General features: G+C 69.5%; 13 protein-coding genes. 3 read left to right on the top strand and 10 right to left on the bottom strand.

What is annotated here, in order from left to right:
* The first annotated feature begins 27 nt into the window (after nt 1-27).
* Nucleotides 28-345 (top strand): PASTA domain-containing protein, encoded by a 318-nt coding sequence (locus tag ACFVYN_RS19100; protein WP_389999885.1) that lies wholly within the window; start codon nt 28-30, stop codon nt 343-345.
* A 45-nt stretch (nt 346-390) separates the two neighbouring features.
* Here the strand turns inward: ACFVYN_RS19100 and ACFVYN_RS19095 are convergent, their stop codons facing one another.
* From ACFVYN_RS19095 to ACFVYN_RS19080, 4 genes are read right to left on the bottom strand one after another with little or no spacing between them, the layout of a single operon-like run.
* On the bottom strand, nt 391-1,086 hold the full coding sequence (locus ACFVYN_RS19095; protein ID WP_389999766.1) for a demethylmenaquinone methyltransferase: 696 nt from the start codon (nt 1,084-1,086) through the stop codon (nt 391-393).
* A gap of 23 nt (nt 1,087-1,109) precedes the next feature.
* Nucleotides 1,110-2,441: an acyltransferase gene (locus ACFVYN_RS19090; protein WP_389999763.1), complete on the bottom strand. Its 1,332-nt coding sequence runs from the start codon at nt 2,439-2,441 to the stop codon at nt 1,110-1,112.
* Nucleotides 2,441-4,744 carry a bifunctional polysaccharide deacetylase/glycosyltransferase family 2 protein gene (locus ACFVYN_RS19085; protein WP_389999760.1) on the bottom strand — a complete coding sequence of 768 codons (2,304 nt, stop codon included), beginning with the start codon at nt 4,742-4,744 and terminating at the stop codon, nt 2,441-2,443. Before ACFVYN_RS19085 ends, ACFVYN_RS19090 begins: the two co-directional genes overlap by 1 nt.
* A gap of 17 nt (nt 4,745-4,761) precedes the next feature.
* Entirely contained in the window at nt 4,762-5,082 is a 321-nt protein-coding gene (locus ACFVYN_RS19080; protein WP_389999757.1) for a hypothetical protein, read from the bottom strand.
* A gap of 276 nt (nt 5,083-5,358) precedes the next feature.
* Here ACFVYN_RS19080 and ACFVYN_RS19075 point away from each other — a divergent pair, with 276 nt between their 5' ends.
* Nucleotides 5,359-6,393 carry a chitinase gene (locus tag ACFVYN_RS19075; RefSeq protein WP_389999755.1) on the top strand — a complete coding sequence of 345 codons (1,035 nt, stop codon included), beginning with the start codon at nt 5,359-5,361 and terminating at the stop codon, nt 6,391-6,393.
* On the opposite strand, the gene ACFVYN_RS19070 is transcribed toward ACFVYN_RS19075, so the two are convergent.
* The 6 genes from ACFVYN_RS19070 to ACFVYN_RS19045 form a co-directional block, all read right to left on the bottom strand.
* The gene (locus ACFVYN_RS19070; protein ID WP_389999752.1) at nt 6,354-6,836 is read right to left on the bottom strand and encodes a hypothetical protein; all 483 of its coding nucleotides are present in this window, start codon (nt 6,834-6,836) and stop codon (nt 6,354-6,356) included. The genes ACFVYN_RS19075 and ACFVYN_RS19070 overlap by 40 nt on opposite strands.
* A gap of 69 nt (nt 6,837-6,905) precedes the next feature.
* A complete protein-coding gene (locus ACFVYN_RS19065) occupies nt 6,906-7,463 on the bottom strand; it encodes a hypothetical protein (RefSeq protein ID WP_389999749.1) in 558 nt (185 codons plus the stop codon).
* A 7-nt stretch (nt 7,464-7,470) separates the two neighbouring features.
* On the bottom strand, nt 7,471-8,670 hold the full coding sequence (gene mqnC, locus ACFVYN_RS19060; protein WP_389999746.1) for a cyclic dehypoxanthinyl futalosine synthase: 1,200 nt from the start codon (nt 8,668-8,670) through the stop codon (nt 7,471-7,473).
* 92 nt (nt 8,671-8,762) lie between these two features.
* Nucleotides 8,763-9,509, bottom strand: coding sequence for a prepilin peptidase (locus ACFVYN_RS19055; RefSeq protein WP_389999743.1), 747 nt, complete (start codon nt 9,507-9,509; stop codon nt 8,763-8,765).
* Entirely contained in the window at nt 9,506-11,311 is a 1,806-nt protein-coding gene (locus ACFVYN_RS19050) for a serine/threonine-protein kinase (protein ID WP_389999741.1), read from the bottom strand. The genes ACFVYN_RS19055 and ACFVYN_RS19050 overlap by 4 nt, the downstream gene beginning before the upstream one ends.
* A 38-nt stretch (nt 11,312-11,349) precedes the next feature.
* A complete protein-coding gene (locus ACFVYN_RS19045; protein WP_389999738.1) occupies nt 11,350-12,198 on the bottom strand; it encodes a menaquinone biosynthetic enzyme MqnA/MqnD family protein in 849 nt (282 codons plus the stop codon).
* Between the two features lie 285 nt (nt 12,199-12,483).
* On the opposite strand from ACFVYN_RS19045, the gene ACFVYN_RS19040 reads away from it, so the two are divergent.
* Nucleotides 12,484-12,687 (top strand): cold-shock protein, encoded by a 204-nt coding sequence (locus ACFVYN_RS19040; protein WP_003998944.1) that lies wholly within the window; start codon nt 12,484-12,486, stop codon nt 12,685-12,687.
* Nucleotides 12,688-12,781 lie beyond the last annotated feature (94 nt).

Genomic DNA, 12,781 nt, shown 5'->3' with positions numbered 1-12,781 from the left:
GTGCGCATACCACCCAAGACGCCCGAAGTGCGCGTACCGCGTCTGGTCGGTCTCATGGCCGTCGACGCGCGCGAGACGGCCCAGGCGCAGGGCCTGTTCGTCAACGCGCCGGACCGGAAGGACTTCCATCTGGCCGTCGTCGACTATGTCGTACGCCAGTACCCGCAGCCCGGTGCGGAGGTGCCGCGGGACTCGGTGGTGTATGTGTGGTGCGACCGCGGCCCGGGTGAGGGCGGCGGAGGCGTCCACGAACCCCGCGTCCCGAGGCCTCCCCGGGGCGGCCTCCAACGCGAACTGGACGAGCCGGGAGACCCGTACGTGGTCCGGTGTGTGACGGGACTCTGACGAAGGGCGGGGTGCAGCACGCCGGGCGCCGAGCGCGCCCGGACCTCAGCTCTCCTTGACGCCCCGGTGCAGGGCCACGATGCCGCCCGTCAGGTTCCGCCACGCCACCTTCGACCAGCCCGCCTTCTGGAGTCGCTCCGCGAGGGCCGGCTGGTTCGGCCAGGCGCGGATGGACTCGGCGAGGTAGACGTAGGCGTCGGGGTTGGAGGAGACCGCGCGGGCGACCGGCGGCAGGGCGCGCATCAGGTACTCGGTGTAGACCGTGCGGAAGGGCGCCCAGGTGGGGTGGGAGAACTCGCAGATCACGACCCGCCCGCCGGGCCTGGTGACCCGGTACATCTCGCGCAGCGCGGCGTCCGTGTCCTGGACGTTGCGCAGCCCGAAGGAGATGGTGACGGCGTCGAAGGTGTCGTCCTTGAAGGGCAGCCGTGTCGCGTCGCCCGCGGTGAACGGCAGCCAGGTGTGCTTGCGCTTGCCGACCTGGAGCATCCCGAGCGAGAAGTCGCAGGGCACGACATAGGCGCCGGTGCGGGCGAAGGGCAGCGACGAGGTCGCCGTGCCCGCCGCCAGGTCCAGGATCTTCTGGGCGGGGCGGGCGTCGACGGCCCTGGCGACCTCCTTGCGCCACACCCGGTCCTGGCCGAGCGACAGCACGTCGTTCGTCAGGTCGTACCGTTCCGCCACGTCGTCGAACATCGAGGCGACTTCGTGCGGCTGCTTGTTCAGGGAGGCGCGGGTCACGCTCCCCATTCTTGCAGCCGCCCTCACGAAGAGGCCCGACGCCCTCCCGGCAGCAGCTGCGGCTTCTTCCTCCCGGCCACGTCCTCCACCCATCCGCACAGCAGCACGAACACCGCGATCAGGATCCATCCGATGCCGAACATGAACCACTGGCTCTCCAGCGGCAGCCACTTCTCGAAGGCGGGCACGTTCCAGAACTGGTCGATCAGCGGCACGGCGAGGACCAGCGCGATCTCGTGCCACAGGTAGATCGTCACCGCGCGGGAGTTGAAGACCGTGACGACCCGGTCGGTCCGCCGGAAACGGGCCAGCCACGCGAAGTCGATCCCGAAGTACGACTTGGCCCACATCAGCAGCGTCACGTACCCGGCGGACCAGAAGGCCTGCGCGAGGGGGATGTCGTCGAGGTCGTACGACCCCGTCTCGGCCTGGTGGGTGAAGGCGTACCAGCCGCCGAACCCGATCGCGGCGAGCGAGAGCACGACGACGGCCGCCGGTTTCAGCCTCTCCAGGACCCCGTCCCGGTGGGCGAAGCCGAGGACCCAGCAGAACAGGAAGGTCGCGAGGTCGGTCAGCGCGCTGCCGAGGCGGTTGTCGGGCGGTTCCCACAGGAACTGGAAGACCACGATCGGGGCCAGGGACAGCAGCAGGACCGGCACCGGGGCCAGGCGGAACACCTTCAGCAGCACCGGGGACAGCAGCACGAACCAGAGGTACGTCCGCAGGTACCACAGGATCTCCCAGGCCTGCTGGCCCCACGCGTTGCCCGGCGGATCGCCGAGCGGCACGATCCAGTAGACGATCTGCCAGCCCGGCATCCAGTCGTGGACCAGCATCGCGAGGACCACGAAGACGCCCCAGAACCAGAACGGCGGCAGCAGGCGGCGCATCCGGCTCCTGACCACCGTGAGCGCGGGCCGCTCCAGGGACTTCGCCATCAGCGTGCCGGCCAGGCCGAACATGATCCCCATGGAGGGGAAGACCATGCCGGCCCAGGCCCAGCCGAAGGTGTGGTAGGTGACGACCCGGATCAGGGCGACGGCCCGGAGCGTGTCGAAGTAGCGGTCGCGGCCGGGGGGCCGGGACGGAGGCTTCTCCTCCTCCGCCCCGGCGTCCGCGGGGGCCCCGGGAGCCGGTGGCTCCGGCAGCTCGGGCTCCACGCCCTGTCCGTAGGGGCCGTGGTCGACGTACTCCTGCGGATACGGCTGCTGGGGCTGCTGCGCATACGGCTGTGGCTGCTCTACGTACCCCGAGTACCCGTACTCGTAGCCGTACCCCTGCGGCTGGTGTCCCTGCGGTTGGTGTCCCTGCGGTTGGTGTCCCTGCTCCTGATATCCCTGCTGCTCCCAGCTCATCAGCCCACCCCCGCCGGGGTGCCGACCTCGCCGGTCCGCTTCAGTTTCTGCCAGCGCAGGCGGCCGCCGGTGAGCGCGGTGATGCAGGAGTGGATGAGGACGAGGTACATCATCTGGCGGTAGGCCAGTTGCTGGAGCGGCATCATCAGCAGATAGCGGTACTGCTCCTTGTCCAGCCTGAAGGCGTACGCCGCGCACACGAGCTGGACGCCGAGGACCGCGAGCCACGCGTACAGCGCCGCCCGGAAGTCGATGAAGATCATCGAGTAGGCGGTAAACACGTCGATCAGTGGGGCGAAGACCGGCGTGACGATCTGGAAGAGCACTACCAGCGGCATGCCGACCCGCCCGAAGCGGCCCGAGGGCCCCTTGTCGGTGAGGGACTTGCGGTGCTTCCACAGCGCCTGCATGGTGCCGTACGACCACCGGTAGCGTTGCGACCACAGCTGTTTCAGGGAGCCCGGTGCCTCGGTCCACGCGCGTGCGTGCTCCTGGTAGACGACCCGCCGGCCCGCGCGGTGCATCGCGATGGTGATGTCGGTGTCCTCGGCGAGGGTGTCCTCGCTCATGCCGCCGACCTGGAGGACCGCCTCGCGCCGGAACGCGCCGATCGCGCCGGGGATGGTGGGCATGCAGCGCAGCAGGTCGTACATCCGGCGGTCGAGGTTGAAGCCCATCACGTACTCGATGTGCTGCCAGGCGCCGATGACGGTGTTGCGGTTGCCGACCTTGGCGTTGCCGGCGACCGCGCCGACCTCGGGGTCGGCGAAGGGCTGCACCAACTGGTGCACGGCGTCCGGTTCGAAGACCGTGTCGCCGTCCATCATGATGACGATGTCGTGACTGGCGTTGCGGACACCGTTGTTGAGTGCGGCCGGCTTGCCCGCGTTCTCCTGGCGGATGACCCGGACGTTGGTCATGCCGAGGGTCCGGGCCGCCTCGCGCGAGATCTCGGAGGTGCCGTCCGACGAGCCGTCGTCGACGACGATGATCTCGATTGGGTGGGTGCTCTTCGACAACGACTCCAGGGTGTTGGCGATGCACTCCTTCTCGTTGTACGCGGGGACGATCACGGTCACCGGCCGGGTGACGGTGGGCCCCCAGCTGAAGCGGCGTTTGTTGCGGAGTCTGTAGTGGCGGCGGGCGAGGATCAGCATCATCCCGAACCGGCCCATGACGGCCACACCCACGATCACGAGTCCGACCGACAGCGTGGGCACGGTGTACTCGGCGACGGCGACGGCCACGACGAGCGCCCTGCCCTCGTAGAGGGTCGTGCCGGTGGCCTCGCGGTGCGCGGCCTGGAGGCGGTCGGTGGCGTTCCGGTTCCCGTTCTGGTTCCCGTTCTGATTCCGGCCCTGGAGCTGTCCGCCCGCGGTGCCGGCCGGCGCGTTCGCCTGCTGTCCCGCGCGGGCAGCGGTGTTCTGCGCCTCGATGACCCCGCTGATGGTGGTGAAGGTGTAGCCCTTCGCCCGCATCTTCTTGATGTACGCCGGCAGCGCCTTGACCGTCTGCTCACGGTCGCCGCCGGCGTCGTGCATCAGCACCGCGGCGCCCGAGGTCCCGGACGGCGTGGCCCACTTGACGATCTTCGAGACGCCCGGCTTCTTCCAGTCGTCGCTGTCGGTGTCGACGAAGACGCTGGTGTAGCCCTCCTCGCCGAGCTTCTCGTAGACGGGCCAGCTGTAGTTGTCGATCGCGTCCGTCTCGGAGGAGTACGGCGCCCGGAACAGCGTGGTCGTGATGCCGGCCGCACCCGCGAGGGCGAGCTGCGTCTGGGTCATCTCCCGCCGGATGCGGGCGTCGCTCTGGTAGGAGAGGTCGACGTGGGTGAAGGTGTGGATGCCCACCTCGTTGCCCTGGCCGACCATGTCCTTCACGATCCCCGGGTAGCGCGAGACCATCGAACCGACCAGGAAGAAGGTCGCCGGGGCGTTGTACTTCTTCAGGATCTTCAGGACGTCGGGGGTGTACGTCGGGTTCGGGCCGTCGTCGAAGGTGAGCGCGATCGTCTTGGTCGGCACGGAGGTCGTGATGGCCTGGCCGCCCCGGAAGCTGATGATCGGCCCGCCGTTGAGGATCTTGTCGGGGACCTTGCTGGAGCTGGCGCCGTCGCGCACCCGTTCGTCGCCGCCGACCTCGGCGCGCAGATAGCCGTCGAGCAGCATCACACTGGTCAGGCCGAGCAGGAGCAGCAGGGCGAGGATGACCCTCGGTTTCTGCAGCGCCGCGGCCTTGCCCGCCGCCCGCTCGATGCGGGAGGGGGCACGCCGGCGGCCGCGTGAGGGCGTCGTCGTGGTCATGTGGTGGGCCGTTCCGGTCAGTTGGAGGCCGCGGAGGCGGTCGCGGTCGCGGTCGGGACGGCGCTCGGCGGAGCGCCCGTGGCGGCACCGGCGGGCGGAGCGCCGGTGGGCTGGGCCGGCGGGGTGCCGAGACCGCCCTGCGGCTGGAGACCACCCGGGCCGGAGTTGGAGGAACCGCCGGGGCCGCCGCCCGCGAAGGGCAGCAGCGTCGTGCTGGAGACACCGATGCCCATGAAGGCCAGGCCCAGCACGACGGCGTAGCCGAGGGACAGGACACCGAGGAGAAGGCCGATCCGGCGCAGCATCTTGGAGCGGCGCCCGGAGTTGTCAACGAACACGGGACCCTCGGCGGACCCGTTACTACCGCGTTTGCGGCGGTGACCGCGCATGTCGGCACGGCTTTCGGTGGCAGGCTCGGAATGCATTCCCCGGACATTAGACAGTCTTTATGTGTCCACATTTGATGTTCTTGTGAGGCGCATATGAGAAACCCCTTATGCTGTCTGTTTCCTGAGAGTGTCCGCCTTGCGTGACCGATTCCTCCTCATGACGCTCAGGCGGGTGTGAGACATTCGCTCTCCAGAAAGCGACCTCACGAAAGCAGGTGCATGTGAATGCGGAGTTTCCTGAAACCGATGGCCGGGGCCATGTGTCTGCTCGCCCTGGCCACGGCGGGGTGCTCCGCCGGATCGGACGGCACCTCGGACGCGGAGCCTCCGCGGCAGAGCAGTGCGTCACCGTCGGCGTCGGCCACGGAGTCCACGTCGTCGGTCACCTCGTACGCGCCGTACGTCAGCGCGACCGAGGCCGCCGACAACGACTCCGCGGGCTCGCCCTCGGTGTACAACCTCTCGTTCGTGATCGCCGACGGCAGTGACTGCACGCCGTCCTGGAACGGCACGTCGGCTGTCGGCGACTCCTCCGTCAAGTCCCGGATCAGCGCGCTGAAGGGGGACGGGGCGAAGGTGCGGGTCTCCTTCGGGGGCGCGTCCGGCAAGGAGTTGGCCGAGACCTGCTCCAGTGCGGCGAAACTGGCGGCGGCGTACGGCACCGCGCTGGACGCGGCCGGTTCCTCGCTCGCCGACTTCGACATCGAGGGGGACGCACTGACCGACTCGGACTCGGTGGACCTGCGGTCCGAGGCGATCGCGTTGCTGCAGGAGGAACGGAGCGATCTCGCCGTGTCGTTCACGCTTCCCGTGATGCCGTCCGGGCTCGACGACGACAGTGTGGCCTTGCTGCAGTCCGCGAACGACAAGTCGGTTCAGGTGTCGACGGTCAACATCATGACGATGAACTACGGGGAGTCGTACGACGGGGACATGGGGGATTACGCGATCACTTCGGCGAAGGCGGCGCAGGCGCAGTTGAAGGAGGTTTTCGGTACGTCCGACTCCACTGCGTGGCGGGCCATGGCACTCACGTCGATGATCGGGACGAATGATGTGGCCGGGGAGACGTTCACGTTGTCCGACGCGGCGCAGGTGCGGGAGTTCGCCTCGTCGAAGGAGGTGGCGTGGGTGTCCATGTGGTCGACGTTTCGGGATCAGGAGTGTCAGTCGGGGAACGCGGATCAGGATGACGCGTTGACCGATTGCAGTGGGGTTTCTCAGTCGGCGGGCGCGTTCGGGGAGGCGTTGGGCGGTTGAGCGCGCCGGCTCGGACGCCACCGGAACCACAGATCTCCCCCGTCGGGCCGGTAGCGCTCACCGTCGTCGAACCGCACCTCGCCCACGAACCGTTGAGCACCGTCCGGCCGCTGACGGTGCGGCGCGAGGAGCACGTTCAGTTCGTCGAAGCGGGCATCGACCCCTCCGTTCGCCGGATGCGTCTCACTCTCGCCGTCAGAGACCTCGTACTCGACGTAGATGGCCCACTGCTCACGCTCCATGGCCACCGCCGCCTCGCTCGCAGGCCAGACGAAGTACTCGTCAGCAGGGTCTCGCGGGTCGAAGTCCCACCCTTCGAAGTAGTGCGGGACGCCGTTGATGACCGCGAGTCCTTCGCGTGGCCCGTCGTACCAGTCCGAGACGGTGTACGCACGCTCGAAGCCGTCTGCGATCAGCTGCTGCTCTTTCCAGGTCTGGGCCACTTCGGCAGGCTATCGACCGGAGGCCTCCGCATCCATGGTCACGAGCCACTGCGGGAGCACCGATGGCCCTTACCTGCGCCGGTGCAGCAAGCGGCCCTTGATCACCGTTGCCACGCAGGTTGTCAGGTCCGGGGTTTCGAAGGCGGCGAAGGTCGCCTCCATGCCGGGGAGCAACGGAGTCAGGGGCCCCTCTGTGAAGCTGGCCTCGATCGTCAGTCCCGACCTGTGGACGGCGTCGATCACGGCGGGGCGTCGCAGCGGACCCACCACCGCCACCGTCCCCTGGGCCAGCATTCGCTGTACGCCCCGCCTCGCGCTCGCGCCCCACCTCGCGTCGGTCATGACGAGGGCCGACAGCGCCTCGCCCGAGATCGGCTCGCTGCCCAAGTCCTCGCGCGGGTCCGGGTGGTAGGCCTGCTCAAGGAGCTCGGGGCCGTGCGGGTTCACCAGGCCCGGGGCCAGGACTCCCGGCCAGCGGCGCAGCCTTGCCGTCGGGTGTGCGGCGGCCAGCTGCTCGTAGGTGTCCACGGCCGCGAGCTGCCGCCCCTCGACCAGTACCGCTCCGCCGGGCAGCGACGGCCGTCCGCCGCCCGGGATCAGAACGTCGGCGGTGTGGATCGTCAGCAAGGCGGGCCTAGTTGGAGGCGAGGATCTTCAGCTCGGGATGTGCCGTGCCGCCCTCGATCGCCGTGGAGGAGATGTGGGACACCACGCGCGCGTCGACCGGGTCGTTCGCCGGGTCGTCGTGGACGACGAGGTGTTCGTACGTCGTGGAGCGCTGGGCCGGGACCCGGCCCGCCGTGCGGATCATGTCGATCATTTCCTGGAGGTTGGAGCGGTGCTTGGCACCGGCCGCCGATACGACGTTCTCCTCCAGCATGATCGAGCCGAGGTCGTCCGCGCCGTAGTGCAGCGTCAGCTGGCCCGCGTCCTGGCCGGTGGTCAGCCAGGAGCCCTGGATGTGGGCGATGTTGTCCATGAAGAGCCGGGCGATCGCGATCATCCGCAGGTACTCGAAGATCGTGGCCTGGGTGCGGCCCTTCAGGTGGTTGTTCATCGGCTGGTAGAGATACGGGATGAACGCGCGGAAGCCGCCCGTGCGGTCCTGTACGTCACGGATCATCCGCAGGTGCTCGATGCGCTCGGCGTTGGTCTCGCCGGTGCCCATGAGCATCGTGGAGGTGGACTCCACGCCCAGGTTGTGCGCCGTCTCCATGATCTCCAGCCAGCGCTCGCCGGACTCCTTGAGGGGCGCGATGGCCTTGCGGGGGCGCTCGGGGAGCAGCTCCGCGCCGGCGCCCGCGAAGGAGTCAAGACCGGCCGCGTGGATGCGCTGGATCGCCTCCTCGACGCTCACCTTGGAGATCCGGGCCATGTGCTCGACCTCGGAGGCGCCCAGCGAGTGGATCACCAGCTGGGGGAACTCCTTCTTGATGGCGGCGAAGTGCTTCTCGTAGTACTCGACGCCGTAGTCCGGGTGGTGGCCGCCCTGGAACATGATCTGGGTGCCGCCGAGTTCGACGGTCTCCGCGCACCGGCGCAGGATGTCGTCCAGGTCGCGGGTCCAGCCCTTGTCCTTGGCCGTGGGCGGGGCGTAGAACGCGCAGAACTTGCACGCCGTGACGCACACGTTGGTGTAGTTGATGTTCCGCTCGATGATGTACGTCGCGATGTGCTCCGTGCCCGCGTACCTACGGCGGCGCACGGCGTCCGCGGCGGAGCCCAGCGCGTGCAGCGGGGCGTCCCGGTAGAGGTCGAGCGCCTCCTCCGGAGTGATGCGCCCACCCTCGGCGGCACGGTCGAGGACGGACTGAAGGTCGGCCTTCTCGGTCACCGGGGCGTGCCTTTCGTCAAGGTTCGAGCGGTCCCGGCCAGCCTACGCCAGCCCTCCGACATGCCGGATGTCAGGCCGATCTCACGCCGATGTCACACCGCGTACGCGCCGATCAGCAGCCCCGCGTACGCCCCGGTGATCAGGAACGGCCCGAACGGGATCGCCGTCTTGCGCCCCGCCCTGCCCGCCAGGACCAGGACACCGCCGTAGAGCGCGCCGAGCAGGAAGCCCGCGAAGGTGCCGAGCAGCACGGTGTCCCAGCCGTACCAGCCCAGGACCGCCCCCGCCCCGAGCGCCAGCTTCACGTCGCCGAAGCCCATGCCGCCGGGGTTGATCCGCCACAGCACCCAGTAGCCGGCGCCGAGAGCGAGGGCGCCGAAGAGGGAATCAAGCCAGTTCCCGGTGTGCTCGGGCACCAGCGAGACCGCTCCGAGCAGGGCGAGCGCGGCGGCCGCGAGGGGGAGGGTGAGCGGGTCGGGCAGTCGCCGTACGCGCAGGTCGACGACGGCGAGCAGTACGCCCACGGGCGCGAGCAGCAGCCAGACGGCGAGCTCCGGGCGGGTGCCGGTGGCGGCGGCGAGGGCGGCGCACAGGAGTGCGGTGAGGGCGACAAGGACAGGGGTGCCGGGGCCGTACGGCTGCTGGGGGCCGTCCGGCTGCTGGGTGCCGCAGGTGCCGCACCTGGCCCGTCCGAGCCAGCCGCCCAGCGGGTGCCCGCCGGGGCACGTCTCGCGCCACGGTTCCTCGGGCGGGACGGAGAAGCGGTACGCGGCGCGCGGCAGCAGCGCGCCGGTCGCCGCTCCCCACAGCGCGGCCAGGACGACGAGCAGCTGCGTCACCGACCGACCTTCGACATCCGGGCCTCGGGGTATCCCTCGGCCTCGCTCTCCGAGGTGTACTTCAGGTCGTCGCCCACCGTGGCGAGGCGGACCGTGTGGGCGGTGGGGTTGCAGCCGGCGTGGTTGTCCTGGGCGCCCACGGCGGTGGTGACGAGCTCCGTGTCCGTGACCTTCTTCAGGGTGAGGACGTCGGTGCAGACCGCGCCGATCGCGTCGGTCTGCTGCAACCGGCCCAACTCCTCGCCTACGCCCACCTTCTTGACGGTGATCCGGAAAATCCCCATCGGCAGGCTCCCGCCGAGCCCCGTGCCCTCGCCCTCCCAGGTGCCGAGATAGCGGGCGGGGACCTCAGAAGGACCGCCCGACGCCTCGCTCGACGGCGACGGGGAGACCGAGGACGGCGACGGCTTGGAGGCCGACGGTACGGAGCTCGGCGCCGAGGAGTACGCGCCGTTGCCGGGCCCGGAGCTCGCCGAGTCGTCATTGCCCCGCCCCGGCAGCAGGTCGAACACGAACACCGACCCCACGGTCACCACGGCCAGCGCTCCCGCGACGGCGAGCGCCACGGTACAACTCAGCCGACGGCCGCGTCCGTTCTCGCCGGAGGCCGAGGTGGCGGCCACGGAGACGGAGAGCTTGCCGGGACCGGAACCGGGACCCGATCCGGGACCGGCTCCGGGCCGCCGGTCGGAGGGCACCACCGTCTCGGGCGTGAGCGGAAACGCCGGGGGCCCGGCCGCGTCAGCCGGAGGAGCCCCCGCGGACACCACCGGCATCACCGGCGGCGGCCCGAACGCTCCCACCGAACCCGAAGAACCCACCGCTCCCACCGAACCCGAAGAACCCACCGAAGGACTGCTGAACCCCACCGGCCCGGACGCCTGCTCCCCCGCCTGCTGCTCCCCCACCGCCTCGAGATTCAGCAGCTGTACGGCACTACGCCCCACCTGCTCCACCAGCGCACCCGGCAGCCACCCCGCCGCCACCAGCCGTGCCGCGCCCTGCGGAGCCAGCCGCCGGGCCACCTCGCCCGGAGTCGGCCGCTCCTGCGCCGACTTGGCCAGGCAGGTCTCCACGACGTCCCGCAACTCACCGCTCAGTGATCCGAGTTCCGGCTCCTCGTGGACCACCTTGTAGAGGAGGGAGGCCGAGGAGTCCCCGGGGAAGGGCGGTGTCCCCGTGGCCGCGTACGCCAGGACCGCGCCGAGGGAGAAGACGTCCGCCGCGCCCGACACCCCCTTGCTCAGGATCTGTTCGGGGGACATGTAGCCGGGGGAGCCGATCGAGACTCCCGTCGACGTCAGGGACGCGGTGCCGTCGGTGGCGCGGGCGATGCCGAAGTCGATGAGCAGCGGGCCGTCGACGGTGAGCAGGACGTTGGAGGGCTTCACGTCCCGGTGGACGAGCCCCAGGGAGTGCACGGCCGCGAGCGCCTCGGCGAGACCCGCGCCCAGAACGCGTACCGAATGCCCGGGCAGCGGGCCGCCGTCCGTGACCGCCGCGGCCAGCGAAGGGCCGGCCGCGTACCCGGTGGCGACCCAGGGCACCGCCGCCTCCGGGTCGGCGTCGAGGACCGGCGCGGTCCAGGCCCCGCCGACTCTGCGCGCCGCGTCCACCTCGCGCCGGAAGCGGGCCCGGAACTCCTCGTCGAGCGCGAAGTGCGGGTGCACGATCTTGACCGCGACCGTGCGTCCCCCGGCGCTGCGGCCGAGGTAGACCCGGCCCATGCCGCCGGAACCCAGTCGGCCGAGCAGCCGGTAGGGACCCACCGCGGTGGGCTCGTCGACTCCCAGCGGCTGCATGCTGCCTCCCCCATAGCCCCAGAAGGTTCAGATGCACATTAGGGCTGAAGCAGTTCCACCTTCACGTCCGCGGGGAAACCCGTCGTCGGCCCCACCCTTCGCGCGAACTCGGCGACCGCCGCCAACTGCGGGTCCCCGAACCGGAAGTCCAGCGTCGTGAAGTACTTCTCCAGGACCTGTTCGTCGAAGGCCTCCCAGCGGGCCGCCTGCTCCGCGACCTTGCCGACCTCCTCCAGGGAGAGGTTCCGGGAGGCGAGGAAGGCCTGGTGGACCTTGCGGGTGATGACCGGCTCGCGTTCGAGATAGTCCCGGCGGGCCGCCCACACCGCGAAGACGAACGGCAGCCCCGTCCACTCCTTCCAGAGCGAACCGAGGTCGTGCACCTGAAGGCCGTAGCGCGGGCCGTCGAGGAGGTTGGCCCGCAGCGCCGCGTCGCCGATGAGGACGGCCGCCTCGGCCTCCTGCATCATCAGGCTCAGGTCGGGCGGGCAGGTGTAGTAGTCGGGCTGGACGCCGTAGCGCTCGGCGAGGAGGAGCTGGGCGAGGCGGACGGAGGTGCGCGAGGTCGACCCGAGGGCCACCCTTGCGCCGTCCAGTTCGTCCAGCGGGACCTGCGAGACGATGACGCAGGACATGACCGGGCCGTCGCAGCCGACGGCGATGTCGGGGAAGGCGACCAGGTCGTCCGCGTTCTTGAGGAACTCGACGAGGGTGATGGGTGCGATGTCGAGTTCTCCCTGCACCAGCTTCTCGCTGAGCTTCTCCGGGGTGTCCTTCGTGAGCTCGAAGTCGAGGAGCGTGCCCGTCCTCGCGAGCCCCCAGTACAGGGGCAGGCAGTTCAGGAACTGGATGTGGCCGACGCGCGGCCGGGTGCGAGAATTGTCCACATCGCGACACTAGCCCCCTTGGAGTAGGCTTCGGACTTCGACCCCGAGGTCAACCTCTCCTCGATCTTCAAACATCCGGGTGACGTGATCTTGGCCTCTATTGCTTTCGGCTGCCCGCATGCTACGCTCGCCGCAAGTTGCAGTTTGGTTTCCCTTGCAGTACAGAGCCTGCGGAGCATGTAACCGCAGGCTCTAGTCGTTTTCAGAAGAATGCAGTTGTGCGGCACTGTTTTCACACTTGCAGGTTCTGGAGCAGGGCAACCCTTTTGGGCCCAAGGAGGGCTTATGGCTACGGGAACCGTGAAGTGGTTCAACGCCGAAAAGGGCTTTGGCTTCATCGCCCAGGAGGGCGGAGGACCCGACGTCTTCGTCCACTACTCCGCGATCAACGCGAGCGGCTTCCGCTCGCTGGAGGAGAACCAGGCGGTCTCCTTCGACGTGACCCAGGGGCCGAAGGGCCCGCAGGCGGAGAACGTCACCCCCGTCTGATCCCGTCTGATCCCGTCTCACAGGCGCTCCAGCCTCTGATCCGGACCTGAACGCAGTACCCAAGGAGCCCCGCGCCGCACGGCAGCGGGGCTCC

The organism is Streptomyces sp. NPDC058307 (genome assembly GCF_042880295.1).
Classification (GTDB): domain Bacteria; phylum Actinomycetota; class Actinomycetes; order Streptomycetales; family Streptomycetaceae; genus Streptomyces.
The sequence above is the reverse complement of the archived record's forward strand: the minus strand, read 5'-3'. Positions and strand labels throughout refer to the sequence as shown.